At 62.1% G+C, this 23,608-nt stretch carries 24 protein-coding genes, 1 tRNA gene and 1 pseudogene; 10 read left to right on the top strand and 16 right to left on the bottom strand.

Features of this window, described 5'->3' with window-relative positions; genetic code table 11:
* Nucleotides 1-82 precede the first annotated feature (82 nt).
* The 4 genes from ACGYLA_RS17390 to ACGYLA_RS17375 all read left to right on the top strand — a co-directional run bounded on the left by ACGYLA_RS17390 (nucleotide 83) and on the right by ACGYLA_RS17375 (nucleotide 4,640).
* A complete protein-coding gene (locus tag ACGYLA_RS17390; protein ID WP_209218372.1) occupies nucleotides 83-1,099 on the top strand; it encodes an amino acid ABC transporter substrate-binding protein in 1,017 nt (338 codons plus the stop codon).
* A 242-nt stretch (nucleotides 1,100-1,341) separates the two neighbouring features.
* Entirely contained in the window at nucleotides 1,342-2,556 is a 1,215-nt protein-coding gene (locus ACGYLA_RS17385; RefSeq protein WP_394434146.1) for an amino acid ABC transporter permease, read from the top strand.
* Between the two features lie 3 nt (nucleotides 2,557-2,559).
* Nucleotides 2,560-3,858 (top strand): amino acid ABC transporter permease, encoded by a 1,299-nt coding sequence (locus tag ACGYLA_RS17380; protein WP_271692981.1) that lies wholly within the window; start codon nucleotides 2,560-2,562, stop codon nucleotides 3,856-3,858.
* Nucleotides 3,859-3,872: 14 nt separating this feature from the next.
* Complete coding sequence (locus ACGYLA_RS17375; RefSeq protein WP_067263096.1) at nucleotides 3,873-4,640, top strand: amino acid ABC transporter ATP-binding protein; 768 nt, start codon at nucleotides 3,873-3,875, stop codon at nucleotides 4,638-4,640.
* Between the two features lie 62 nt (nucleotides 4,641-4,702).
* Here ACGYLA_RS17375 and ACGYLA_RS17370 read toward each other — a convergent pair whose 3' ends face one another.
* The 10 genes from ACGYLA_RS17370 to rpmH all read right to left on the bottom strand — a co-directional run bounded on the left by ACGYLA_RS17370 (nucleotide 4,703) and on the right by rpmH (nucleotide 13,111).
* Complete coding sequence (locus ACGYLA_RS17370; protein WP_394434144.1) at nucleotides 4,703-5,197, bottom strand: SixA phosphatase family protein; 495 nt, start codon at nucleotides 5,195-5,197, stop codon at nucleotides 4,703-4,705.
* 66 nt (nucleotides 5,198-5,263) lie between these two features.
* The gene (gene argB / locus ACGYLA_RS17365; RefSeq protein WP_394434142.1) at nucleotides 5,264-6,127 is read right to left on the bottom strand and encodes an acetylglutamate kinase; all 864 of its coding nucleotides are present in this window, start codon (nucleotides 6,125-6,127) and stop codon (nucleotides 5,264-5,266) included.
* 37 nt (nucleotides 6,128-6,164) lie between these two features.
* On the bottom strand, nucleotides 6,165-6,815 hold the full coding sequence (yihA, locus tag ACGYLA_RS17360) for a ribosome biogenesis GTP-binding protein YihA/YsxC (protein ID WP_067263087.1): 651 nt from the start codon (nucleotides 6,813-6,815) through the stop codon (nucleotides 6,165-6,167).
* Entirely contained in the window at nucleotides 6,815-7,552 is a 738-nt protein-coding gene (locus ACGYLA_RS17355; RefSeq protein ID WP_394434181.1) for an MOSC domain-containing protein, read from the bottom strand. Before ACGYLA_RS17355 ends, yihA begins: the two co-directional genes overlap by 1 nt.
* A complete protein-coding gene (gene yidC, locus ACGYLA_RS17350) occupies nucleotides 7,552-9,423 on the bottom strand; it encodes a membrane protein insertase YidC (protein WP_394434140.1) in 1,872 nt (623 codons plus the stop codon). Before yidC ends, ACGYLA_RS17355 begins: the two co-directional genes overlap by 1 nt.
* Before the next feature lie 301 nt (nucleotides 9,424-9,724).
* Entirely contained in the window at nucleotides 9,725-11,266 is a 1,542-nt protein-coding gene (locus ACGYLA_RS17345; RefSeq protein WP_394434138.1) for a putative bifunctional diguanylate cyclase/phosphodiesterase, read from the bottom strand.
* 107 nt (nucleotides 11,267-11,373) lie between these two features.
* Nucleotides 11,374-12,243, bottom strand: a complete 870-nt coding sequence (gene ttcA, locus ACGYLA_RS17340; protein ID WP_067267458.1) for a tRNA 2-thiocytidine(32) synthetase TtcA — start codon at nucleotides 12,241-12,243, stop codon at nucleotides 11,374-11,376.
* A gap of 66 nt (nucleotides 12,244-12,309) precedes the next feature.
* Nucleotides 12,310-12,531: a membrane protein insertion efficiency factor YidD gene (gene yidD, locus ACGYLA_RS17335; RefSeq protein WP_067267460.1), complete on the bottom strand. Its 222-nt coding sequence runs from the start codon at nucleotides 12,529-12,531 to the stop codon at nucleotides 12,310-12,312.
* Nucleotides 12,528-12,950, bottom strand: a complete 423-nt coding sequence (gene rnpA / locus ACGYLA_RS17330; RefSeq protein WP_394434135.1) for a ribonuclease P protein component — start codon at nucleotides 12,948-12,950, stop codon at nucleotides 12,528-12,530. Before rnpA ends, yidD begins: the two co-directional genes overlap by 4 nt.
* A 26-nt stretch (nucleotides 12,951-12,976) precedes the next feature.
* Nucleotides 12,977-13,111 carry a 50S ribosomal protein L34 gene (gene rpmH, locus ACGYLA_RS17325; protein ID WP_007118882.1) on the bottom strand — a complete coding sequence of 45 codons (135 nt, stop codon included), beginning with the start codon at nucleotides 13,109-13,111 and terminating at the stop codon, nucleotides 12,977-12,979.
* Nucleotides 13,112-13,427: 316 nt separating this feature from the next.
* Here rpmH and ACGYLA_RS17320 point away from each other — a divergent pair, with 316 nt between their 5' ends.
* The 4 genes from ACGYLA_RS17320 (at nucleotide 13,428) to ACGYLA_RS17305 (ending at nucleotide 17,127) form a co-directional block, all read left to right on the top strand.
* Complete coding sequence (locus tag ACGYLA_RS17320; protein ID WP_394434132.1) at nucleotides 13,428-14,162, top strand: TVP38/TMEM64 family protein; 735 nt, start codon at nucleotides 13,428-13,430, stop codon at nucleotides 14,160-14,162.
* Complete coding sequence (locus tag ACGYLA_RS17315; RefSeq protein WP_394434130.1) at nucleotides 14,159-15,580, top strand: dihydrolipoyl dehydrogenase family protein; 1,422 nt, start codon at nucleotides 14,159-14,161, stop codon at nucleotides 15,578-15,580. The genes ACGYLA_RS17320 and ACGYLA_RS17315 overlap by 4 nt, the downstream gene beginning before the upstream one ends.
* Nucleotides 15,581-15,588: 8 nt before the next feature.
* On the top strand, nucleotides 15,589-16,974 hold the full coding sequence (locus ACGYLA_RS17310) for a sensor histidine kinase (RefSeq protein WP_394434128.1): 1,386 nt from the start codon (nucleotides 15,589-15,591) through the stop codon (nucleotides 16,972-16,974).
* Between the two features lie 76 nt (nucleotides 16,975-17,050).
* Nucleotides 17,051-17,127: transfer RNA gene (locus tag ACGYLA_RS17305), tRNA-Arg, on the top strand.
* A 38-nt stretch (nucleotides 17,128-17,165) separates the two neighbouring features.
* On the opposite strand, the gene ACGYLA_RS17300 is transcribed toward ACGYLA_RS17305, so the two are convergent.
* The 6 genes from ACGYLA_RS17300 to ACGYLA_RS17275 all read right to left on the bottom strand — a co-directional run bounded on the left by ACGYLA_RS17300 (nucleotide 17,166) and on the right by ACGYLA_RS17275 (nucleotide 22,263).
* Nucleotides 17,166-17,807 (bottom strand): 2-hydroxychromene-2-carboxylate isomerase, encoded by a 642-nt coding sequence (locus tag ACGYLA_RS17300; protein WP_394434126.1) that lies wholly within the window; start codon nucleotides 17,805-17,807, stop codon nucleotides 17,166-17,168.
* A 430-nt stretch (nucleotides 17,808-18,237) separates the two neighbouring features.
* Complete coding sequence (locus ACGYLA_RS17295; RefSeq protein ID WP_322328370.1) at nucleotides 18,238-18,735, bottom strand: GAF domain-containing protein; 498 nt, start codon at nucleotides 18,733-18,735, stop codon at nucleotides 18,238-18,240.
* Nucleotides 18,732-19,487, bottom strand: a complete 756-nt coding sequence (locus ACGYLA_RS17290) for an ABC transporter ATP-binding protein (RefSeq protein ID WP_394403201.1) — start codon at nucleotides 19,485-19,487, stop codon at nucleotides 18,732-18,734. The genes ACGYLA_RS17295 and ACGYLA_RS17290 overlap by 4 nt, the downstream gene beginning before the upstream one ends.
* Nucleotides 19,484-20,323, bottom strand: coding sequence for an ABC transporter ATP-binding protein (locus tag ACGYLA_RS17285; protein WP_394434179.1), 840 nt, complete (start codon nucleotides 20,321-20,323; stop codon nucleotides 19,484-19,486). The genes ACGYLA_RS17290 and ACGYLA_RS17285 overlap by 4 nt, the downstream gene beginning before the upstream one ends.
* Entirely contained in the window at nucleotides 20,317-21,222 is a 906-nt protein-coding gene (locus ACGYLA_RS17280; protein ID WP_209218357.1) for an ABC transporter permease, read from the bottom strand. Before ACGYLA_RS17280 ends, ACGYLA_RS17285 begins: the two co-directional genes overlap by 7 nt.
* A gap of 9 nt (nucleotides 21,223-21,231) precedes the next feature.
* Nucleotides 21,232-22,263 (bottom strand): ABC transporter permease, encoded by a 1,032-nt coding sequence (locus ACGYLA_RS17275; protein ID WP_394410689.1) that lies wholly within the window; start codon nucleotides 22,261-22,263, stop codon nucleotides 21,232-21,234.
* A gap of 206 nt (nucleotides 22,264-22,469) precedes the next feature.
* On the opposite strand from ACGYLA_RS17275, the gene ACGYLA_RS17270 reads away from it, so the two are divergent.
* Entirely contained in the window at nucleotides 22,470-23,078 is a 609-nt protein-coding gene (locus tag ACGYLA_RS17270) for a helix-turn-helix domain-containing protein (protein ID WP_394411791.1), read from the top strand.
* 52 nt (nucleotides 23,079-23,130) lie between these two features.
* Nucleotides 23,131-23,532: pseudogene (locus tag ACGYLA_RS17265) on the top strand (ABC transporter substrate-binding protein); the annotation flags it as partial.
* Nucleotides 23,533-23,608 lie beyond the last annotated feature (76 nt).

Raw genomic sequence — 23,608 nt, 5'->3', positions numbered from 1 at the left:
CCCTGCACAAGATCGCTTTCGGCGTCATCTGGCGTCGGATTAACCGCCAGTGAACGTGGCGGACTATCAGGAAGAGGTAAAAATGAAAAAAACCGTAATTTTTGGCGCGCTGACCGTTGCTGGCCTTGCGGCCGGCGCTGCTGGTGCCGCCACGCTTGATGACGTCAAGGCCCGTGGCAAGCTGAACTGTGGCGTGACCACAGGCCTTGCAGGCTTTGCCGCGCCGAACGCCAACGGCGAATGGGAAGGTTTCGACGTGGCCGTGTGCCGTGCCGTTGCTGCCGCCGTTCTGGGCGACAAGAACGCCGTGGAATTCGTGCCGACAACCGGCAAGACCCGCTTCACCGCGCTGGCTTCGGGCGAGATCGACTTCCTCGCACGCAACACCACATGGACCTTCAGCCGCGACACCGACCTGAAATTCGATTTCATCGGCGTGAACTACTACGACGGTCAGGGCTTCATGGTCCCGAAAGCGCTCGGCGTCTCCTCGGCCAAGGATCTCGACGGCGCGACCGTCTGCATCCAGACCGGCACCACCACCGAGCTGAACCTCGCGGACTTCTTCCGCAAGAACAACATCAGCTACGAGCCCGTCCCGGTTGAAACCAACGCCGAAGGCCAGCAGCAGTACCTTGCCGGTGCCTGCGACACCTACACCACCGACGCCTCCGGCCTTGCCGCGACACGCGCGACCTTCGAAAACCCCGATGAGCACGTGCTGCTGCCCGAAATCATCTCGAAAGAGCCGCTGGGCCCGCTGGTCCGCCACGGCGACAACGATTGGGGCGACATCACCCGCTGGGTGCTGAACGCGCTGATCGCTGCCGAAGAACTGGGCATCACCTCGGCCAACATCGAAGAGATGACCGGCAACACCAACAACCCCGAAGTCGCCCGCCTCTTGGGCACCGAGGGCACATTGGGTGAGATGATCGGCCTCGACGCCGACTGGGCCAAGCGCGCCATCATGGCCGAAGGCAACTACGGTGAGATCTTTGCCAAGAACATCGGCGAAGAGACCCCGATCGGTCTGGCACGCGGGCTGAACGCCCAGTGGACAGATGGTGGCCTGCTCTACGCACCGCCCTTCCGCTAAATAGCGAAGCGAGGGGCGCGGGAATTCCTGCGCCCCTTGCGCCTCTGGCCGGTGGGGCTGCCTGCCTCTGGCCAACAAAAGCTCCCTACTGAAAAGAAGAACGGTCAAAAAACGACTGACGAAACCCCAACGAGACAATAAAAACCCACGATCGAGATAAATCGATCTACGACCAAAAATGATTCGGCCAAGGTGCGCCAAATGCACCGATAAAAAACAAGCCGGAACACAGGGATACATACATGACGACATTCTCCGACCCTCCCAAGGCGTCGTTCCGGCCATCTATGCTGTTGAGCGACACCCGCTATCGGTCGATCACCTTTCAGGTGATCGCGCTGGTGCTGCTGGTCACGGCGATCTGGTATCTGGGATCGAACCTAGCCGCGAACCTGCGCGCCGCCGGTTTGAACATCTCTTTCCAGTTCCTCGGCAATCCGGCGGGCTATGACATCAACCAGACGCTGATCCCCTATACCAGCCAATCGTCGAACCTTCAGGCGGCTTGGGTCGGGATCATCAACACGCTGCTGGTGTCCTTCCTTGCCTGTGTCACGGCCACGATCTTTGGCGTCATCGCCGGGGTTCTGCGCCTGTCGAACAACTGGCTCGTGCGCAAGCTGATGGCCGGCTACGTCGAGATTTTCCGCAACATCCCGGTGCTGATCTGGATCCTGATCATCTACACCATCATGACCGCCGCCATGCCCGCGCCGTCGGCCTTCCGCGGTGACGATCCGGCGTCGAGCATGATGCTGGGCTCTTTCGCCTTTACTAACCGGGGCGTCTATATTCCCGGGCCGGTCTGGGGGCCGGGGTCGATGATCGTGGTGGCGACCTTTGTCGCCTCGGTGATCGGCGTCTTTGCCTACCGCCGCTATGCGACCAAGCTGCTTTATGACACCGGTCGCCTGCTGCCGATGCTCTGGCCTTCGGTCGCGATCCTGTTGCTGCCGACGATCATCATGTTCTTCATCATGGGCATGCCGATCGGGCTCGACTACCCCGCGCTGAAGGGCTTCAACTTCCGCGGCGGCATCCAGATCGGCGCGCCGCTGATCGCGCTGTGGTTCGCCCTGTCGATCTATACCGGTGCCTTCATTGCCGAGAACGTCCGCGCGGGCATTCAGGCGGTCAGCAAGGGCCAGTCCGAAGCCGCCGCAGCCTTGGGCCTCCGGTCGGGCCGGATCATGAACCTTGTGGTGCTGCCGCAGGCGCTGCGCGTCATCATCCCGCCGCTCATTTCGAACTACCTCAACATCACCAAGAACTCCTCGCTGGCGATCCTCGTGGGCTATGCCGACATCACCGCGACGCTGGGCGGGATCACCCTGAACCAGACCGGGCGGGCGATCGAATGCGTCGTTCTTCTGATGCTCTTCTACCTCGTCATCTCGCTGGGCATCTCCATGGTGATGAACGTCTACAACAACGCAACGAAGCTGAAGGAGCGTTAAGCCATGTCAGACACACATGCTGAATCCATCGCCTTCGTGCGTGAAACCTCGCTGCCGCCTGCGGCCCCGCCGGATAAGGTCGGCGGCCCACTGAAATGGGTGAAGGACAATCTTTTCCCGACATGGGCGAATGCGATCCTGACGATTGTAGCGCTCTATTTCCTCTATCTTCTGGTCTCGGGCTCTCTGCCCTGGCTGTTGAACGGCGTCTGGTCGGCGAGCAGCCTGTCGGAATGTCGTGAGATTTTGGACGGCGCGACCGGGGCCTGTTTCTCGGTGCTGAGCGAGCGCTGGCATCAACTGCTCTTTGGCTTCAAATATCCCAGCGACCAATACTGGCGTCCCACCCTCGCGCTGGTGCTGCTGTTCCTTGCCGCCGCACCCGTGCTCTTCATCGACCTGCCGCGCAAGCTGCTGCTTTTCACCGGCGTCTACCCGTTCCTTGCCTTCTGGCTGATCTGGGGCGGGCCGATCTGGGGGCCGATCTTCGCGCTTTTGGGCGTCGTGGCGGGCTATGTCGTCTATAGCCGTCTGGTGCAGAAGAGCTTTGCCATGGCGCTGGCGGGCGGCGTCGTCGCTGCGGTGATTGTCTGGTATATCGGCGGCTTTATTGGCGAGGCGCTGCGCCCCGCATCGCCCCTGCTGCAAGCGATCCCGAGCCGTGACCTTGGTGGCTTCATGCTCAACATGATGCTGGGCATCACCTGCGTGTCGCTGTCGCTGCCCATCGGCATCGCGCTGGCGCTTGGCCGCCAGTCGCATCTGCCGATCGTTAAAGGCATCTGCGTGGTCTTCATCGAATTCGTTCGCGGCGTGCCGCTGATCACGCTCTTGTTCGTGGCGAACGTAATGCTGGCCTATTTCTTCCCGCCGGGTTCGGGTGTGGACCTCTTCATCCGCGTTGTGATCATGATCACCATGTTCTCCTCGGCTTATATCGCCGAGGTGATCCGCGGCGGCCTCGCCGCGCTGCCGAAGGGCCAGTACGAGGCCGCCGACAGCCTTGGCCTCGACTACCCGCAGGCGATGCGGCTGATCATCCTGCCGCAGGCGCTGAAGATCTCGATCCCGGGCATCGTGAACATCGCGGTGGGCCTGTTCAAGGACACCACGCTGGTCTCGGTCATCTCGCTGTTCGACATCATCGGCATGATCCGCGGTCCGATCCTCGCCTCGACCGACTGGAACGGCGTCTACTGGGAGCTTTTCCTCTTTGCTTCCGTGCTGTTCTTCATCGTCTGCTACGGCATTTCTCAATACTCGCAGTGGCTGGAACGCCGTCTTGCGACTGACCATCGTTAAGGGAGGGTTCTCGCATGGCTGAGACCGCACAAATGAAAGTATCCGACGAAGTCGCGATCCGCATCGACAACATGAACAAGTGGTACGGGGCCTTCCACGTGCTGCGCGACATCAACCTGACCGTGCACCGGGGCGAGCGGATCGTGATCTGCGGGCCATCGGGCTCGGGCAAGTCTACGCTGATCCGCTGCATCAACGCACTGGAAGAGCATCAGAAGGGCACCATTGAGGTCGATGGCACGCTGCTGAGCTCGGACCTCAAGAACATCGACAAGATCCGCTCCGAGGTCGGCATGTGCTTCCAGCACTTCAACCTCTTCCCGCATCTGACGATCCTTGAGAACTGCACGCTGGCGCCGATCTGGGTCCGCAAGACGCCCAAGAAGGAAGCCGAGGAAACGGCGATGCATTTCCTTGAAAAGGTGAAGATCCCCGATCAGGCCAATAAGTATCCCGGCCAGCTTTCGGGCGGTCAGCAGCAGCGTGTGGCAATTGCCCGTTCGCTCTGCATGCGCCCGCGGGTCATGCTGTTCGACGAGCCGACATCGGCCCTCGACCCCGAGATGATCAAAGAGGTGCTCGACACGATGATCGAGCTTGCCGAAGAGGGCATGACCATGCTCTGCGTGACCCATGAGATGGGCTTTGCCCGTCAGGTGGCGAACCGGGTGATCTTCATGGACGAAGGCCAGATTGTTGAACAGAACGAGCCTGAGGCGTTCTTCAACAACCCGCAAAGCCCGCGCACGCAGCTGTTCCTGAGCCAGATCCTCGGGCACTGAACCGGGAAAATCGGACCAAGGTAAAACCTGCGCCCCGGCCATTTGGTCGGGGCGTTTGCGTTTCAAACCAGTTGTTTGGGGACGGTGAAGGCGTGCAGCACTCCGCTGCTGGGGGCCACCTCGGCCCAGCATCCAACCGCGAAATCCAACACCGTCGTCGCGCCCGAGGGGTAGCGATCAAAGGCTTCCTGTTCGGGCGGCTGCTGCAATAGCCCTGCGGCGGCAGCGGCGATGCCGGGGTTATGCGCCACCAGCAGCAGGGTGTTGCCCGTGCCGCGCTGGCGCAGGCTGGTGATGATCTGATCAGGCTCGGCGAGGTAAAGTTGGCGAAGGTACTCCACCTGACAGCCCTCAGGCAGCGCCAAGCGGGCGCAGGTTTCGCGGGTGCGGGCCGCCGTTGAGCAGAGCACCGCATCAGGCAGCAGCGCCTCTGCGCGCAGCCAGTTGCCGAGGGCTTGGGCCGCCCCGCGCCCGCGGGCATTCAGGGGGCGGTCATGATCGCTGGTCCCATGGGACCAGTCCGATTTCGCGTGTCGCATCAGGATCAGGCGGCGCATGTCGTTCCTTTCACTGCTCGCCCCATCATAGGCGCGAAGCAGGGGCAGGGGGCAAGCGCTTTGGGCCTAGCCCTTGCGAATGATGCTGCCCGCGCCGTGTTCGGTGAAAAGCTCCAACAGGCAGGCATTGGGCGCGCGCCCGTCGAGGATGACCGCCGCCCGCACACCGCCTTCGAGCGCGTCCAGCGCGGTTTGCACCTTGGGAATCATCCCGCCCGCAATGGTGCCATCGGCGATCATCTCGTTGATTTGGCTCGCTGTGAGGTCGGTCACAACCTCGCCCTTGCCGTCTTTGACGCCCGCCACATCCGTCAGCAGCAACAAGCGGTCGGCCTCCAACGCGCCCGCGATGGCGCCAGCGGCGGTGTCGCCGTTAATATTATAGGTCTCCCCCCCGTGGCCCATGCCGAGCGGCGCGATGACGGGAATGATGCCCTTGTCGGCAAAGTCCCGCAGGATGCGCGGGTTGACCTGTGTCGGGTTGCCCACGAGGCCCAGAGCGGGGTCTTCGGGGTCGCAAACGATCAACCCGCTGTCTTTGCCCGAAACACCAACCGCGCGGCCACCTTGCTCTGAGATCGCCTGCACGATCCGCGCGTTGACAAGGCCCGAGAGCACCATCTCAACCACTTCCATGGTCGCGGCATCGGTCACCCGTTTGCCGTTCACGAATTCGGATTTGATGTTCAACCGCGCCAGCATGTCGTTGATCATCGGGCCGCCGCCATGGACGATCACCGGGTTCACCCCCACCTGCCGCATCAGCGCGACATCGCGGGCAAATTCATCCATCGCTTCGTCGCTGCCCATCGCATGGCCGCCCAGTTTGATGACCACTGTGGCATCGGCGTAGCGTTGCAAAAAGGGCAGAGCTTGGCTGAGGGTTTGGGCGGTGGCGATCCAGTCGCGGTTCATGTCTTGCGTTCTCATCTGTTGACCCATGGGAAGCCGATAGCGGCGGGAGGTGCTATACCAGCGTGGCGATGATGGCACGCAGCGTAGGGATGCCCCAGCCCTTTTCCGAAGATGTCACGACAATCTCCGGGTAGGCGGCGGGGTGTTTGCTCAGCGCGTCTTTCACCTGCGACAGGATTTTCGCGCGCTCGGCTTCTTTGACCTTATCCGCCTTGGTCAGCACGACCTGAAAGGTGACGGCGGAACTGTCGAGCAGGGACATGATCTCATCATCGACCTTCTTCACGCCATGGCGCGCGTCGATCAGCACGAAGGCGCGGCGCAGGGTCTGGCGGCCCGAGAGGTATTGTTTCAGCAGACGCTGCCACTTCTCGACCACCGGCAGCGGCGCATTGGCATAGCCATAGCCCGGCAGGTCGACGAGGTAGTGCTCTTCCCCGGCGGTGAAAAAGTTGATCTCTTGCGTGCGGCCCGGCGTGTTCGACGCCCGCGCCAGCGCTTTCATCCCGGTCAGCGCGTTGATCAGCGTCGATTTCCCGACGTTGGAGCGCCCGGCAAAGCAGACCTCCATCCGGTCTGGGGGCGGCAGCCCATCCATCGCCACCACGCCTTTGACGAATGTCGTCTCCCCGGCGAAAAGCATCCGGCCCTTCTCGGCGCTCGGGGCGTCGGGCTCTTCGGCGATGGTGTAGTTCACTTGCATCAGATCAGCTCCAGTTCGTCGCCCACGGCGATCTCTCCGCCCTTGGTGACGGTCAGGGTAACACCGAAATCCCGGTGACCCAATTGGTCGAGTGCGGCGAGCGTGTCCACGTCGCGCGCGCCGGTGTCGGTGTTTACGGTGGTGGCAAGGCAGCGGGTGATGCGTTTGGAGACATGCAGCCGTGCTTCGCCGATTTTCAAGTCACGCCCCAGCCAGTCGAACTCGGCCCAAGGGGCGGCGCCGTCAAACCAGATGTTGCCGCGCCAGCGGGCGGTTTGCAGCGGGGCTGCTGCCAAGTCTTCGACGGCGCGATGGGAGGTGAGGCTGTTGAGCGAGAGCGTCGGCTCTGCGCTGTCGGTATAGCCGCGGCCATCGAGACGGAGGATATCCACCGGGGCAGCGCGGCCTTCGGCCACCAGCGGGCGCACCCAGTCGAGGAAGGCAGCCTGTTCGCGATCCGGGTGGAAGGTGATTTCCCCACGCATCGGGTGGCGCAGGGTGAGCATCTCAGTCGTCTCATCCAGCTTGGCCCTAATCGCCTGCAACTGCGGCGAAGAGGCCCCCCGGGTGAAATTTAAACACCGCGCCCAGTCTCCCGGCGCGGCTTTGGAGGCGTCATGGGCCACGGCCCAAAGCCGGTCATAGGGCATGGATTGCCCGGCGCGCAGGGTCACACGCTCAACCGTCTCGCGGCCATGGGCCTTCAGCGGATGCCGGTTGAGCGCGGTGACCTGCATCACTTTTTCGACTTGCCCGATTTGGGTTTGGCATCCGCATTGGCGGCAGCGCTCTTGGGCGTGCGTTTGAAGCCGCCTTTGATGTTGCCCCAGAGGTCAGGTTTGTACCCCTGGCTGCGCATGATCAAATATTGCTGGGTGAAGGTGATCGTGTTGTTGGCGATCCAGTACACCACCAAGCCGCTCGCGAAACCGCCCAGCATGAACATGAACACCCACGGCATCCACGCAAAGATCATTTGCTGTGTCGGATCGGTGGGCGCCGGGTTCAGCTTTTGCTGCAAGAACATGGAGATACCCAAGAGCAGCGGCAGGATGCCGATGAAGATCAGCGCCAGCATCGAACCCGGCTCGGGCGCGGCATAGGGCAAGAGACCCCAGAGGTTCATGATCGAGGTGGGATCGGGCGCGCTGAGGTCTTGGAACGGGCCAAAGAAGGGGGCATGGCGCAGCTCGATCGTGACGAAAATCACCTTGTAGAGCGAGAAGAAGATCGGGATTTGCAGCAGGATCGGCAGGCAGCCCGCCGCAGGGTTCACCTTGTTCTTCTTATAGAGCTCCATCATGCCCTGTTGCATCTTCTGACGGTCGTCGCCCGCTTCTTTCTTCAGCTTTTCCATCTCGGGCTGAAGCTCTTTCATCCGCGCCATGGAGACGTAGGATTTGTACGCCAGCGGGAAGAGGACCGCCTTGATCAGCAGCGTCAGGCCGATGATGGCGACACCCATGTTGCCGATAAGTTTGTTCAGCTCATGCAGCAGCCAGAAGATCGGCTTGGTCAGGAAGAAGAACCAGCCCCAGTCGATGCTGTCGATGAATTTGGCAACACCGGAGGATTGGTAATCCTGAAGGGTCTCCCATTCCTTGGCACCGGCGAAGAACTTGCTGGAGGTGCTTACGCTTTCGCCTGCCGCGACCGAGCGGGTGGGCTGGCGGGTGAAGGCGCGGTAGGTGTCCGCGCGCGGATCATAGGTGAGCGCCTGTTCAAAGGTCTCGCCCGCGTCGGGGATCAGCACCGCCTGCCAGTAGTGGTCGGTGAAGCCAACCCAGCCCTCGGTCACGCCTTCGGTGACCACGGCGGGGCGGCCCCAGGTGCTGTTTACCTCGGCATCGGCGATGTCGTCCCAATCGACTTCGGAAAGTTCACCATTGGCCATGGCCACGGCGCCTTCATGCAGGATGAAGAAGCTTTTCAGGTCTTCGGGCAGCCCGTGCTGCGCGATCATGCCGAAGGGGGCGAGGTTCACCGCGCCTTCGCCGTTGTTGGTCACGCTCTGGGTGATGTCGAACATATATTGGTCATCGACCGAGATGGTGCGGGTAAAGACCTGCCCGGCGCCATTGTCCCAAGTGAGGGTCACGGGGCTGTCGACGCCCAGCGTTTCGCCCTCGCTCAGGGTCCAAAGCGTGTCGACACCGGGGACGGCATCGGGGGCGAGGCCCGAACCGGCGGCCCAACCGTGCAGCGCATAGTAAGCATCGCTCGACCCTTCGGGGGAGAGCAGGGTCACGATTTCGGCATCCGCGTCGAGCGTGGTTTGGTAATCGTTCAATTTCAGATCGTCGATCCGACCGCCCATGAGCGAGATGGAGCCGCTGACCTTCTCTGTCGCGATTGCCACGCGAGGCGCTGCCGCCAGTGCCGCGCGGCGGCCTTCGGGGGCGGCGCCTTCGCCATCTTCCGTGCCGGGCGCGGCCGCGGTATCGGCGGTGGAGGCGGGAACCGAAGTGCCTTCGACAGTCTCGCTGATCTCACTGCCGGGTTCCAATGCCGGGTCGGCTTCGGGGGGCGGGAACAGAAGGAACCACACGAGGATGACGGCAAAGCTGAGCGCCGTGGCAAGGATGAGATTCTTGTTCTGTTCGTCCATGGGGACCGCCACCTGATGTCTTTGAATATCACGGGGGTTCAACAGAGTGCGGGGCCAAAGGTCAAGTGGAATCGGGCGGGATGAAGGGGGATGCAGGGTGGTTTTGGTCCATCTGGCATGGGTTTTGCGAAGTTTCGCCGGGGGCGGTTGCGGGGGAGCGGCGGCCCCGGCATTGAGCGAGGCGGGCGCGAAGGGTGTGACCGTACTTCGGGGTGCAGGGTGTTCTCCTCTGCCTCAGACCCTTCGGCCGTCGCGACCACCGTCGCTTAATGCCCCGGGCCGGTGCTAAGCACAGAGCCCGCTAGGTGGCACGCCCATTCATGATGCGCGGCACGTCTTGCAGTTTCGCGTTGTGGCGGGCGATCCAATCGAGTGTTTGCTCAAACGGCATGGGGCGGGCGATGCCGAATCCCTGCACATGGTCGCAGCCGAGTTGGGCGAGCAAGACATGCTCCCCCACTGTTTCCACCCCTTCGGCGAGGGTCTCAATGCCCAGTCGTTCGGCCATGGTGAGAATGGCGCTGATCATGCGCTGTTGGTCGGGGTCGCGGTCGGCTTTCATGACGAAAGAGCGGTCGATCTTGATCCGGCTGACGGAAAAGCGGCGGATGGATGCGATGGAGGCATGGCCCGTGCCGAAGTCGTCAAGATCAATGCGGCATCCGAGTTTGCGCAGGGCGTTGATATTGCGGGTGATCACATCGTCTGCAGTTGAGGCGACGACGGTTTCCAGCACTTCGATGGCGAGCCGGTCGGGGGACAGGTCGAACCGGTCCAACTCCCAAGTGATTTTGTCGATGAGCCGGGGGTTGGCAAGTTCACCCCCGGCGAAGTTCACCCCGATCTGCGGCACCACGGTGCCGGACCCATCCCAGGCTTTGAGGGCGGCGAAGGCGTGGTACATCATGACTTCGGCCAAACGCTCCAACAGGCCTGCCTCTTCGACGGCGGGCAGGAAATCCGAAGGGGGGATCATGCCCTGTACCGGATGGTTCCAGCGCGCCAAGGCTTCAAAACCGGTGATCTGGCCTGTGTCGGTTGAGATTTGCGGCTGGAACCATGGTTGAATTTGGCCGCTGTCCAAAGCCTGCGCGACCTCTTCGCGCAGTTCGGCGCGGCTTTCGGTTTCCCGGCGCATCTGGTCGGAAAAGGCGCGAATGGAGGATGGGCCGCGCCGCTGCGCGCTGCGCAGGGCGGTGGCAGCGGCGGCGAGCCATGCGGCGCCATCCCCGCCCGGGGTGCGGGTGTTAAGGCAAAAGCCGACGGAGGCCGTAAGGTAGATCGTAACCCCATCGACGAAAAACGGTTCTTCCAAGGCGGATTGCAGCCGCCCCGCCAGTTGAATGCAAAGCTCAAGATCGAGTTGTCGGACCGGGGCGGTGCAGACGGCGAACCGCGCCTCTCCCATCTTGCCGATGAGATCATCGTCGCGCAGGGCGCCCTGCAATCGTTCGCCGCTTTGCCGCAGGACCGTGTCGGCGGCGGTTTGACCGTGGCGTTCGATGATTTGGTCAAGCCCTTCGAGCGCAATGAAACATGTGGCCGACAAACGCCCCCGCGAATGGGCGGTTTGAAAAACTTGTTCGGCGAACTCCTCAAAAGCGCTGCGTTGTAGGATGCCGCCGAGCGCGTCTTGGGGTGCCTGAGAATTCCCGCCAAAGCGCTGCCCCGCAAGGAAAAGAAGCGGCAGCGCAGCGGAGGCGGCGATCAGAGCCATTTCGCCGCCGATCCAAAAGGCCAGCAACGTCAGCGCGGGGAGGAAGGCCAAAGCGGCCTGACCGCTGAGCAAAACGGCGAACGACTGGCGCAGTTGCGTGAGCCCGGAAAGCCGGTGAATTGCCATCGCGATATCCCTTCCCAATACGCGCAATGCCTGCGCTGACGGGGGAGGGATATCGCCTTTAGGGTGTGCTGTGGGTTAACAGAACCCGCCTTTTTGCGGATTGTTATCTAAAATTGTTCTTGCTCCGTACCTTCAACGTTCCGCATGAGCCCGGCGAAGTCAAAAAGCTTGGGATCCAGCAGATGCGAGGGGCGGGCGTTCATCAGCGCGCGGAACATGACCTGCCGACGACCGGGGCTATTGGCCTCCCACCCGTCGAGAATCGCTTTCACCTGCTGCCGCTGAAGCCCGTCCTGCGAGCCGCAGAGATCGCAGGGAATGATCGGGTAGTTCATCGCCGTGGCAAAACGCTCGCAATCGCTTTCCGCGACATGGGCGAGGGGGCGGTAGACAAAAAGATCGCCTTCCTCGTTAACCAATTTGGGCGGCATGGTCGCCAGTCGTCCGCCGTGGAAAAGGTTCATGAAAAAGGTTTCGAGGATGTCATCCCGGTGATGCCCCAATACCACGGCAGAGCAGCCCTCCTCCCGTGCGATCCGGTAGAGATTGCCCCGGCGCAGGCGGGAGCAAAGCGCGCAGAAGGTGCGCCCGGCGGGGACCTTGTCCATCACGATCGAATAGGTGTCTTGATATTCGATGCGATGCGGCACGCCCATCTTTTCAAGGAATTCCGGCAGCACGGTCGCCGGGAAATTTGGCTGCCCCTGATCGAGGTTGCAGGCCAAAAGCTCGACCGGCAGCAGGCCGCGCCATTGCAGCTCGTGCAGAACCGCAAGCAGGGTATAGCTGTCTTTGCCGCCTGACAGGCAGACCAGCCATTTCGGCTTGGGTGCGCCTTGGGCGGTCGGCTCAACCATGCCGTATTGATCGATCGCCTCGCGGGTCATGCGGACGATGCGTTTGCGCAGTTTCTTGAACTCGGTGCTTTGCGGTGCACCGGCAAAGAGGGGGTGAATCTCGTCGGTTTCGTCCAGCATCGTCGGTCTCTCACTATCAGCTTGGCTTCACCTAGGGCATTTTGCCCCTTTGCCGCAAGCGCGGCGCTAATCGGGAACGTTGTCGATCCCGCTTTGCCCCCAAGGGTGGCAGCGCGCGATCCGGCGGGCGGCCAGCCATCCGCCGCGCAGCCCGCCGTGTTTTTGCAAGGCTTCCAGCGCATAGGCGCTGCAGGTGGGCTGATAGCGGCAATTATGCCCGACCCATGGGCTGAAGATCAGCCGATAGCCGCGCACCGGCAGGGCAAGAAGCGCGGCCAGGGGAGTCATTTTCGGACCCCGTGCAGAATATCCAGCGCGCGGGCCAGATCGGCGAGCAATTGATCAAAGGGCAGGGTGGCTGTCGCCTCGCGCCGCCCGACAAAGACATAGTCCATGCCCGCGCGCCCCGCCTGCGGCAGGGTGAGCCGCGCGATCTCGCGCAGGCGGCGCTTGGCGCGGTTGCGGGCCACGGCATTGCCGACCTTCTTGGAACAGGTGAAACCCACGCGAATGGGCGCCGCGCTGGGCTCATCCTCCCGGCGGTGTCGCATTTGCAGAATGAAGCCGGGGGTGGCCACGCGTTTGGCGCGGCTGGCGCGTTGGAAATCCGCCCGTTTGGTCAGGGTTTCCAGACGCAGAGAAACCGCCGGGGCAGGGTTCCCCTTCGTGGCGCAAGTGCCATTCAAGGGTGCCTCCGGCGGTGTCATATTCTGGTTCCGAAGATCGAGGGCGCTTATGCGCTCAGCGATTTCCGGCCCTGTGCGCGGCGTGCATTGATGATCTTACGGCCGGCTTTGGTGGCCATGCGCGCGCGGAAACCATGGCGCCGCTTGCGCACGAGGTTCGAGGGTTGAAAGGTGCGTTTCATCGCTCCGTCTCCATCTAAAGCTGGCTGGGCACGGAATCACTTGAAGGTTCCACCGCGGCCAGCGTCAATTCAAGCCCGTCCTCTAATGCGGCGGGGCGCGCAAGTCAAACCCCCTGACAGGGAAAAACCGCGCTTTGCAACAAAATGCCGGTTTGCGGGGACGGAATTGTTTCAGTTCACCCCGTAACTTTGCAAAATCGCCCTTTCCCGCACAAGTCCCATCAAGCGCGCGTGAGGAGCCTGTTCCCGCGCCCCGCTTCACGCCATCATTGAGGAAAGCGAAATTGGTCTGATGTAGGCCCAAGGAAGTGTGAAAATGAGCCGCAATGACCAAAGTAAACCCGCGCTGATGCGCTATCTGCCCCTTGCGCTGATCGCCGTCATCGCAGCCATCGGGGCCTTTACCCTGCGCGATTACCTGAGTTTTGACGCGCTGCGTGACAATCGCGAGGCGCTGATCGCCTTTCGCGACAGCAACTACCTGCTGACCGCGCTGGTCTTTGTCGCCGCCTATGTGGTGATCGTGGCCTTTTCCCTGCCGGGGGCCACGGTGGCCACTTTGACGGGCGGCTTCCTCTTCGGGCTGTTTCCGGGCGTGCTTTATAACGTCAGTGCTGCGACCTTGGGCGCGGTGGTGATCTTTCTGGCCGCGCAATGGGGCCTTGGCGCACGGTTGAAAGACCGGATGGACGCCTCTGAGGGCATGGTGCGCAAGATCAAGGCGGGGATCGACGACAACCAGTGGTCGATGCTCTTCTTTATCCGGCTGGTGCCGGTGGTGCCCTTCTTTGTCGCGAATCTGCTGCCGGCCTTTCTCGGTGTGCCGCTGTTTCGCTTCGTGATCTCGACGTTTTTCGGAATCATGCCGGGGGCCTTGGTCTTTACCTCGGTGGGCGCAGGGCTAGGTGCGGTTTTCGCCCGGGGTGAGTCGCCCGACCTTGGGATTATTTTCGAGCCGCATATTCTATTGCCCATTCTGGGCCTTTGCGTGCTGTCGCTGCTGCCCGTGGCGATCAAGACATTTACCGGTAGGAAGGATCTGCTGAAATGACCAACCGTATCAAGACCGACGTTCTGATCATCGGCGCAGGCTCTGGCGGGTTATCGGTGGCAGCGGGGGCCGTGCAGATGGGCGCGGATGTGACCCTGCTGGAAGGGCACAAGATGGGCGGCGATTGCCTGAACTATGGCTGCGTGCCCTCCAAGGCGCTGATCAAGACCGGCAAGACCGCCTATACCCAGCAACACAGCGCGCAATACGGGGTGGAGGCCGCCGCCGGGGTGGTCGACTACGCCGCTGCCAAGGATCACGTGGCCGATGTCATCTCGCAAATCGCGCCGGTCGATTCGGTTGAGCGGTTCGAGGGCTTGGGCGTGCGGGTGATCCGCGAATACGGGCGTTTCATTTCCGATAAAGAGGTGCAGGCGGGCGACACCATCATCGCCGCGCGGCGCATCGTCGTGGCCACCGGCTCCTCCCCGCTGGTGCCGCCGATTCCGGGGCTGGAGGATGTGCCCTATGAGACGAATGAGACCCTCTTTGATCTGCGCGAAAAGCCCGAGCATCTGATCATCATCGGTGGCGGCCCGATCGGGATCGAGATGGCGCAGGCCCATGTGCGGATGGGCTGCAAGGTCACCGTGATCGAAGGCAGCCGCGCGCTTGGCAAGGATGACCCCGAATTGTCCGAGGTGGTGTTGCAGACCATGCGGGACGAGGGGGTGGTTTTCGAGGAAGGCAGCGATGCGGCCAAGGTCAGCGGTGCGGCGGAGGCGATCACGGTCGAGACCAAGGATGGCCGCGTGATCAAGGGCTCGCATCTGCTGATGGCCGTGGGGCGCAAGAGCAACATCGACCGGCTCGATCTGGATAAGGCCGGGGTGGAGACCACCAAGGCAGGCATCAAGGTCGACGACAGCCTGCGCAGCAGCAACCGCCGGGTCTATGCCATTGGCGATGTGGCGGGCGGGCTGCAATTTACCCATGTGGCAGGCTATCACGCCGGAGTGGTGATCCGCTCGATCCTCTTTGGCCTGCCGAGCAAGACGAAGCTACACCATATTCCATGGGTCACCTATGCCGCGCCGGAACTGGCGCAGGTGGGGCTGACCGAAGCGCAGGCGCGCGAAGAGCATGGCGACAAGCTGGAGGTCGTGCGGTTCCATTACAACCACAACGACCGCGCGATTGCCGAGCGTCAGACCAAAGGGTTCATCAAAGTCATGGTGGTCAAGGGCCGCCCGGTTGGGGCCAGTATCGTCGGCCATCAGGCGGGCGAATTGATCACCCTGTGGTCGCTTGCGCTGGTCAATAAGATGAAGATGAGCCAGATTGCTGCTATGGTTGCCCCTTACCCCACGATCTCGGAGATTAACAAACGCGCGGCGGGGGCCTATTTCAGCCCGCGCCTGTTCGAAAGCGCTCTGGTCAAAACGGTGGTGCGCGCCGTGCAGCGCCTCTTGCCCTGAGATCGCCCATGATCCACTCGCTTTCTGGCCGCCTGCTGATCCTCACCACCATCTTCGTGATGCTGGCCGAAGTGCTGATCTTTGTCCCCTCCATCGCGCGGTTCCGCGAGGAATATATGCTGACGCGGTTGGAGCGGGCGCAGATCGCCTCGCTGGCGCTTTTGGCCGACGACATGCTCGACCCGGAGCTGGAAGAGGAGCTGCTGCGCAACGCCGAGGTGTTCAACGTGGTGCTGCGCCGGGATGAGGCGCGGCAATTGGTGCTGGCGTCGCCCATGCCGCGCATGGTGTCGCAGACCTATGATTTGCGCGATGCCTCGGCGACGACCTTGATCCGCGATGCGATGCTGCGGCTGTTCCGCCCGGGGAATGAGGTGGTCCGCGTGATCGGCGCGCCGGTGCGCGAAGCGGGGCTGCTGATTGAGGTCACGATGGAGACAGCGCCCATGCGTGTCGCCATGCTCGACTACGGGATTCGCATCCTCATCCTTTCGGCGGTGATCTCGGTCATCACGGCGGTGCTTTTGTTCTTTGCCATGCGGGCCTTGCTGCTGAAACCGATCAAACGGGTGGCGGGGCATATGCAGCGCTATGCCGCCGCACCCGAAGATGCGCGGCGGATCATTGAACCCTCCGCCAGCGTGACCGAATTGCGCGAGGCCGAAGAGGCGCTTCAGAAGTTGCAAACCGACCTCACGCAGGCGCTCAAACAGAAAGAGCGTTTGGCCCAGTTGGGCAGTGCCGTCAGCAAGATCAGCCACGATTTGCGCAACATCCTCACCTCTGCCCAGCTGTTCACCGACCGGATCGAGATGTCCGAAGACCCGACCGTGAAGCGCATGGCCCCTAAACTTGTCGGCTCGATCACCCGGGCGGTGCACCTATGCGAATCGACGCTGGCCTTCGGCAAGGCCGAAGAGCCGGGGCCGACGCTGACGCTCATGCCGCTCGAAGAACTGGTGGAAGAGGTTATAGACGGCGAGCGTCTGGCCGATCCCGAAAGCATCGTGCGCTTTGCCGCTGATATTCCCGCGAATCTCACCGTGCGTGCGGATCCTGAACAAATGTACCGCGTGCTGGCAAATCTCATGCGTAACGCCCGGCAGGCGATCACCGCCACCGGCAAACCGGGCGACGTCTACCTGCGGGCCGAGGATATGGGCGAGGCATGGTGCATCACCGTTAGCGATACCGGCCCCGGCCTGCCGCCCAAGGCGCGGGAGCATCTCTTCACCGCCTTTCAGGGCGGGGCGCGCAAGGGTGGCTCAGGTTTGGGGCTGGTGATCGCCTCCGAACTGGTGCGCGGCCACGGTGGCAGCCTCGCGCTGCGCAACAGCGGGCCGGAGGGCACGGTTTTTGACATAACGCTGCCCAAGGGGGATGGCGCACTATAGAATTTCAAAGAAAATTGCATTTCCTTGAAACGAGGGCTTGCAACTCCCCGGGGCTAAGACTAAACCCCCGCTCAGTGGACCGATAGCTCAGCTGGATAGAGTACCTGACTACGAATCAGGGGGTCGGGGGTTCGAATCCTCCTCGGTCCGCCACTACCCAAAATTGAAGAGCACGGCGCTTTTGGGGCGTCTTATCCGTCTCGCGGCGGGTTGTAGAAGCCCGTGTCGCGGTAGGGCTGGTCAAAGGCGTGGTCCATTAGTTCCAGATGGTCTTGGCCGTAATACATGTCACCATTCAGAAAATAGCTGGGCGAGCCAAAGATGCCGCGGGCAATGGCCTCTTCAGTGTTTTGGGCGTGGATTGCCTGCACATCCTCTTCCATCGCCCGTGCGATCAGCCCGTCGCAATCGGGATCGACCGTTTCAGTCGCGCGGCGCAGATGCTCGGGATTCGCGAGATCGATATCATCGCGCCAATGGGCCTGAAGAATCGCAAAGGAAAGCGCGTCGACATCCCGCCCCGCCTGAGCGGCGGCGATCAGGTAGCCGTTTGCAAGGTTCAGCGGGTTGTCATGGTGGGTCGGGCGGTGGTTGAGAATCTCCAGCCCGCGATACTGCGCCCAACGCTCAATCTCTCGGCCGAAGAAATAGTCTATGTAATGGGGCGTGAAGCCGCGGAAGTGGTCCACACGGCCTGAGGCGATCACGGGGGTGAGGTCAAAGGGGCGATGCACCAGCCGCGCACCGCGGGCCGTGCAAATCTCCAAGAGCTTGCGATGCCCCAGATAGGCGTAGGCGGAATGGGCGGAATAGAAATATTCAATGGTGTCCAAGGTCGGCTCCCTCCGGTTTTGCCAGCATCATGGCGGAAACCGACGGGGAGACAAGGACGGGGGCCGAAAGCCGAGTGCGGAATCGCGGGGGTGCCCGTAGCGGGGCGTTTCTAGCCGCGCTGACGCCTCAATACCGGCGGTTATGCAATCTGTTCGCGCGGGGGCGGGGGGCGATTGCGCGGACCTTTCGAGGCTGGGGGCGTTGCTTGGCCATGAATGCCAGTGCCGCCACTGCGGCCATGATCAGGATCAAGAGTTCGTAAGTCCACATGAGCCATTCCTCCTAGGGCATGTTCATAAGGTTAACCTTAGCTATGCCCGATGGGTTCCGTCTTGACCGGGATGGTGGCGGCCTTTGGCCGGGGCCGCAAGTCAAAAAGGCCGCCGCATTTCTGCGACGACCTTCTTTCGGCAGTGCCCGCTCCGGGCGTCAGCCCATCTGCCGCACCACGGCCATGGTGGCGATGGCGGGCAGGGTCAGCAGCGCTTTGACCTGTTCCACGCGGGTGGGGGTGTAGTAGCCCTCTTCGTGCAGGATGTTGACCGTGGCGACCATCTTGCCGCCGATGATGATCGGCAGGTTCACGACTGAGGCGCAGCCCAAACGGCCAATCAGTTCCGCATCGGGAAAGACCGCGTCGATATCGGCCAAGGTGTTGGCGACAAAGCATTCCTGCCGCCCGTGGACCTGTTCGAACCAAGTGTCGATGGTGATCTCTTTGGTGCCGGAGGTTGGGTAATTCTCGGCGTCGTCGGTATAGACCCGCCGCGCCAGCATCGCGTCCATATCCGCGGTCATCACGGTAAAGAGTTTGGCCCCCACGGTGGCCTTGGTCAGCGCGCAGAGCGCGTCGAAGGCCTGTGTTTCGGTGGTCGCCTGCTCAAGCGCTGTCTGAAAGCGTTGCATTGCGTCGGTGGTATCGGTCATGGGGCTTCCTTGCGGTCTGGATTGCCGCCCGAGGCGGCGTAGAGGGCTTGGGTATAGGGATCGGTAAAGCTGCCGTCATGCAGCGCGCTGGCCGGGGCGATCTCAACCACGCGGCCTTTGTTCATCACCGCCATGCGGTCGCACATGAAACTGACGACGGGGAGATTGTGGGTGACCATCAGATAGGTCAGCCCCTGTTCGCGACGCAGCCGTTTCAGCAGGTTGAGGATCTCCGCCTGAACCGAGACATCCAGCGCCGAGGTCGGCTCATCCAGCAGCATCACCTTGGGCTCAAGCATTAGCGCGCGCGCGATGGCGACCCGTTGTCGCTGCCCGCCGGAGAGCTGATGCGGAAAGCGGAAGCGGAAACGTTTGTCGAGGCCGACGGCCTGCAACATCTCCACCACGCGGGCGCTGCGATTGCCGAGGCCGTGGATCATCAGCGGCTCGGACAGCACGCCGTCCACCGTCTTGCGCGGATGGAGAGAGGCATAGGGGTCTTGAAATACCATCTGGCATTGCCCGGCAAAGGCGCGGTCGACCCTGTGACCGCGCGGCTGGCCGAGCACGGAAATCTCACCGGTCCAATCGGGGGCTAGCCCCGCGATGGCCTTGAGCACCGTGGACTTGCCCGAGCCGCTTTCGCCCACCAGCGCAAAGCTTTCGCCCTCGGCCACGTCGATATTCACCCCGCTGACCACCTTGGTTTGCCCATAGGAGATGTCGAGGTTCTTGAGTGTAATCGCGCTCATGTGCCGCTCCATGCGCTGCGGTCGAGGACGGGCAGTTCATCGCGCGTCTCTTCCATTTTCGGAACCGCCGCCAAAAGGCCCTTGGTATAGGGATGGCTGGCCTTGTGCAGGTCGGCGGCGGCGCAGCTTTCCACCACCTGACCTGCGTGCATCACAAGGATCCGGTCGCAATAGCGCGCCACGAGGTTGAGGTCATGGGAGATCAAGATCAGCCCCATGCCGTGGTCGCGCACCAGCTCGTCGATGAGGTCGAGCACTTGCGCCTGCACGCTCACATCCAGCGCCGAGGTCGGCTCATCCGCGATCAGCAGATCGGGGCGCGGGATCAGCATCATGGCGATCATGATGCGCTGGCCCATGCCGCCAGAGACTTCGTGAGGGTAGAGGTCGATCACCCGCTCAGGCTCATTGATCCGCACCGATTCCAGCATCTCCAGCACCCGCGCTTTCACATCGCGCCGGGCGAGGCGTTCGTGGGTCAGCAGGGCTTCGGCAATCTGCGCACCCACGGTCATCACCGGGTTCAGCGAGAACTTTGGGTCCTGCATGATCATCGAAATCCGCGCCCCGCGCAGGTGGCGCATTTGTCTTTCCGACTGGCTTTGCAGGTCGATCCCGTCAAAGCGCATGACATCGGCTTGCTGCCGCCCCGGGTGACGGACGAGCCGCAGGATCGCGCGCCCGGTCATGGATTTGCCTGAGCCGCTTTCGCCCACGATGCCAAGCCGTTCACGGCCGAGGGTGAAGGACAGCCCCTTGACCACCTCGACCCGGCCCTTGGGGGTAGGGAAGCTGACGGAGAGGTTTTCAAGTTCCAGCAGGGGCGCGGTCATGATTTGCCTCCTTGTTTGGGGTCGAGCACGTCGCGCAGCCCGTCGCCCAAAAAGCAAAAGCCGAGCGAGACAAGGATGATCGCAAAGCCGGGCATCGTCGCCACCCACCATTGATCCAAGATGAAGGCCCGCCCGCGCGAGATCATCGCGCCCCATTCCGGCAGCGGCGGCTGCGCGCCAAGGCCCAGAAAGCCAAGGCCCGCGGCGGTCAAGATGATCCCCGCCATGTCCAGCGTCACCCGCACGATCATCGACGAGGTGCACAGCGGCAGCACGTGCCGCGTGATAATCCGCCCGTGCGACGCGCCGAGCAGGCGCATGGCGGAGATGAACTCGGAATTGCGGAAGGTCAGCGTCTCGGCCCGTGCGATCCGCGCATAGGCGGGCCATGAGGTGATGGCGATGGCGATGATGGCATTCTCGATCCCCGGCCCGAGGGCGGCGACGAAGGCCAGCGCGAGGATCAGCTTGGGCATGGACAGAAACACATCCGTCACCCCCATCAAGACCCTGTCGGTCCAGCCGCCGAAATAGCCCGAAATCGCGCCGATCAGTAGCCCCAGCGGGGCGGCGATGATGGCGACCAAGGCCACGATCATCAGGGTGATCCGCGCGCCATAGATCACGCGGCTGAAAATGTCGCGCCCCAACTCATCCGTGCCCATCCAGTGCGCCGCCGAAGGGGGCAACAGGCGGGCGTCGAGGTTCTGCCCCAGCGGATTCTGCGGCGCGATCCAAGGGGCAAACAGCGCGGCGAGGATCAGCATCAGCAGGATCACCGCCCCCACCACCGCTAGCGGATTGCGCAGCAATTGCAGCAGCATGCGATAGGCGTTGCCCATATTCGCCTGCAATTTCGAGGCGGGGGAGTCGTCCAAAAGCCAGTTTCTTGCGGTGGTCATGACGGCCTCCTAGCGGCTGCGGGGGTCAAGGATGCGGTAGAGCACATCCGAGAGTTTGTTGATCAGGATGAAGACCGCGCCGATCACCAGCGTCGCCCCCAGCACGGCGTTCATATCGGCGTTGAGCAGCGCCACGGTCAGGTAATTGCCGATGCCCGGCCAGCTAAAGACCGTCTCGATCATCACCGACCCTTCGAGCAGGGCGGCATAGGACAGGCCGATCACGGTGATCAGCGGCACGCGGATCGGGCGGAACCCATGCACCCAAAGCACCCGCCATTCGGCCACGCCCTTGACCCGCGCGGTGGTGATGAATTCTTGCCCCAGTTGATCCAGCATGAAGCTGCGGGTCATCCGCGCGATATAGGCGAGCGAGAAAAACCCGAGGATCGCGGCAGGCAGGATCAGGTGATCCAGCGCATTCCAAAAGATGTCCCATTCACCAGCAAGGGCCGAATCCACCAGCATCAGCCCGCTGCGCGGCGCTACCATGCCTTCGTAAAAGATATCGACACGGCCCGGCCCCGCGACCCAACCCAGATTGGCGTAGAAGATGACAAGTCCGACAAGCCCCAGCCAGAAGGCGGGCACCGAGTAGCCCAGCAGCGCGAAGACGCGGATGATCTGATCCACCCAAGTGCCCTGTCGCGCGGCGGCCCAGACACCGCAGGGCACGCCAAGGCCGATGCCGATCAGGATGCCCAGTGTCGCCATCTCCAACGTGGCGGGAAAGACCTTGGCGAGGTCCTGCGCCACGGGCCGGTTGGTCGAGACGGAATGCCCGAGGTCGCCTTGGAACACATCGCCGACATAGGAGAAGAATTGCATGATCAGGGGCCGGTCCAGCCCCATCGCCACGCGGGCGGCGTCATATTGTTCTTGGGTCGCACGGTCGCCGACCACGGCCAGCACCGGATCAATCGGAATGACCCGCCCGATGAAAAATGTGATCGCCATCAGCCCGATGAAGGTGAGCAGGGTCACCACCGCAAAACCGCCGAGAGAGGAGACCCCCTGCGCCAGCCTGCGGGCTTTTGTCATATTCGTATTCACGGGCCACGCCCTCCCTTCCTTCGCCGGTGCCATTGATCAGCAAGCCATTTCCTGCGCCGACATGCGGCCTCAGGGTGCGGTGGCACCGTTCTGGATGCTTTGTGCATAAAACAAATTTCGCCATTTGCAAAAATTTTTTTGCCAGACAAAATAATTTTTTGTAACGTCGGCACAGAACAGGGGAGATGACCAAGATGCCGCGCGACAAAGCCAAGCCCGAGCCGAACCTCGGTGCCGCGATCCGCAAAAGGCGTAAGCAGATGCAGATGACGCTGCAAATGCTCTGCGACAAATCCGGCGTGTCGATGGGCTATCTTAGTCAGGTGGAGCGGGGCAATGCCACGCCGTCGCTCGGCACGCTGGCGCAGATCGCCGATGGGTTGGATGTGGCTTTGGAATATTTCATCGCCGCGCCCAAACCCTCGGACGGGCTGACCCGTGGCAATGAGCGCACGCAGTTCGCGCTGGCCAATTCATCACTCACCTATGAAAGCCTTGCCGCCACTTTCCCGGGCGCAGAACTGTCGAGCTATCTGCTTCACGTCCCGCCTGGCTACGAATCCGAGACGGTGAGCCATGAGGGCGAAGAGATGGTCTTTGTCCTTGAGGGAGAGATCGAGCAGACCCTCGACGGGCAGAAATTCCGCATGAGCGCGGGCGACTGTCTGCATTACAGCGGCCAGCTTCCCCATGCTTGGGCAAACCGAACCGACACGACTGCGCGCATCCTCTGGACCGGCACCTTGACGGTGCTGAACCGGGCAGGGGCCATCGAGCTGCCTGAACTGATCAAGAAAGCCTAGGCGCGCTGGGCAAATGACATTCCAACTTCAACGATCCAACAAGGAGACAACCATGAAAACACTTAGATCAACCCTATTGGCGAGCGCGCTGGCGCTGGCCTTGGCCGCGCCGCTGGCCCTGGCCGACACGCCCGAAGGCGTGCTTGTCGTGGCGCAGAACATCGACGATATCGTGGCGCTTGACCCCGCGCAGGCCTATGAGTTCACTTCCGGTGAATTGGTCACCAACCTCTATGACCGTCTGGTGCAATATGACGCCGAGGACACCACGGTTCTGGCGCCGGGGCTTGCCGCGGAATGGAAAGCCGATGCCGAGGCCAAGACGATCACCTTCACCCTGCGCGACGGCGCGGCATTCGCCTCCGGCAACCCGGTGACCGTGGATGACGTGCTGTTCTCTTTCGCACGCGTGATCAAACTGAACCTTACCCCGGCCTTCATCCTGACCCAATTGTGTTGATTGTCACTGAGAACTGACCCGGTAGCCCCATAAATTGTCACTGAGAATTGACCCATGTGAACACACTTCC

The organism is Sulfitobacter sp. 1A13679, from assembly GCF_043557115.1.
Lineage (GTDB): Bacteria > Pseudomonadota > Alphaproteobacteria > Rhodobacterales > Rhodobacteraceae > Sulfitobacter > Sulfitobacter faviae.
Note: the sequence above shows the minus strand (reverse complement) of the source record. Positions and strands in the feature narration are given on the sequence as shown.

What these genes read in the sequence shown, in the direction of transcription:
- yihA (WP_067263087.1), bottom strand. Translation starts at nt 6,815, where the DNA reads ATGCAAGTGAACTACACCATCGCCGAAGAGCCCGACGCCCCGAGCGCC.
- ACGYLA_RS17310 (WP_394434128.1), top strand. Translation starts at nt 15,589, where the DNA reads ATGATCCACTCGCTTTCTGGCCGCCTGCTGATCCTCACCACCATCTTC.
- rpmH (WP_007118882.1), bottom strand. Translation starts at nt 13,111, where the DNA reads ATGAAACGCACCTTTCAACCCTCGAACCTCGTGCGCAAGCGGCGCCAT.
- yidD (WP_067267460.1), bottom strand. Translation starts at nt 12,531, where the DNA reads ATGACTCCCCTGGCCGCGCTTCTTGCCCTGCCGGTGCGCGGCTATCGG.
- rnpA (WP_394434135.1), bottom strand. Translation starts at nt 12,950, where the DNA reads ATGACACCGCCGGAGGCACCCTTGAATGGCACTTGCGCCACGAAGGGG.
- argB (WP_394434142.1), bottom strand. Translation starts at nt 6,127, where the DNA reads ATGAGAACGCAAGACATGAACCGCGACTGGATCGCCACCGCCCAAACC.
- ACGYLA_RS17375 (WP_067263096.1), top strand. Translation starts at nt 3,873, where the DNA reads ATGGCTGAGACCGCACAAATGAAAGTATCCGACGAAGTCGCGATCCGC.
- ACGYLA_RS17315 (WP_394434130.1), top strand. Translation starts at nt 14,159, where the DNA reads ATGACCAACCGTATCAAGACCGACGTTCTGATCATCGGCGCAGGCTCT.
- ACGYLA_RS17290 (WP_394403201.1), bottom strand. Translation starts at nt 19,487, where the DNA reads ATGAGCGCGATTACACTCAAGAACCTCGACATCTCCTATGGGCAAACC.
- ACGYLA_RS17345 (WP_394434138.1), bottom strand. Translation starts at nt 11,266, where the DNA reads ATGGCAATTCACCGGCTTTCCGGGCTCACGCAACTGCGCCAGTCGTTC.
- ACGYLA_RS17380 (WP_271692981.1), top strand. Translation starts at nt 2,560, where the DNA reads ATGTCAGACACACATGCTGAATCCATCGCCTTCGTGCGTGAAACCTCG.
- ACGYLA_RS17275 (WP_394410689.1), bottom strand. Translation starts at nt 22,263, where the DNA reads ATGACAAAAGCCCGCAGGCTGGCGCAGGGGGTCTCCTCTCTCGGCGGT.
- ACGYLA_RS17295 (WP_322328370.1), bottom strand. Translation starts at nt 18,735, where the DNA reads ATGACCGATACCACCGACGCAATGCAACGCTTTCAGACAGCGCTTGAG.
- ACGYLA_RS17355 (WP_394434181.1), bottom strand. Translation starts at nt 7,552, where the DNA reads ATGCAGGTCACCGCGCTCAACCGGCATCCGCTGAAGGCCCATGGCCGC.
- ACGYLA_RS17385 (WP_394434146.1), top strand. Translation starts at nt 1,342, where the DNA reads ATGACGACATTCTCCGACCCTCCCAAGGCGTCGTTCCGGCCATCTATG.
- yidC (WP_394434140.1), bottom strand. Translation starts at nt 9,423, where the DNA reads ATGGACGAACAGAACAAGAATCTCATCCTTGCCACGGCGCTCAGCTTT.
- ACGYLA_RS17270 (WP_394411791.1), top strand. Translation starts at nt 22,470, where the DNA reads ATGCCGCGCGACAAAGCCAAGCCCGAGCCGAACCTCGGTGCCGCGATC.
- ACGYLA_RS17320 (WP_394434132.1), top strand. Translation starts at nt 13,428, where the DNA reads ATGAGCCGCAATGACCAAAGTAAACCCGCGCTGATGCGCTATCTGCCC.
- ACGYLA_RS17390 (WP_209218372.1), top strand. Translation starts at nt 83, where the DNA reads ATGAAAAAAACCGTAATTTTTGGCGCGCTGACCGTTGCTGGCCTTGCG.
- ttcA (WP_067267458.1), bottom strand. Translation starts at nt 12,243, where the DNA reads ATGCTGGACGAAACCGACGAGATTCACCCCCTCTTTGCCGGTGCACCG.
- ACGYLA_RS17280 (WP_209218357.1), bottom strand. Translation starts at nt 21,222, where the DNA reads ATGACCACCGCAAGAAACTGGCTTTTGGACGACTCCCCCGCCTCGAAA.
- ACGYLA_RS17370 (WP_394434144.1), bottom strand. Translation starts at nt 5,197, where the DNA reads ATGCGCCGCCTGATCCTGATGCGACACGCGAAATCGGACTGGTCCCAT.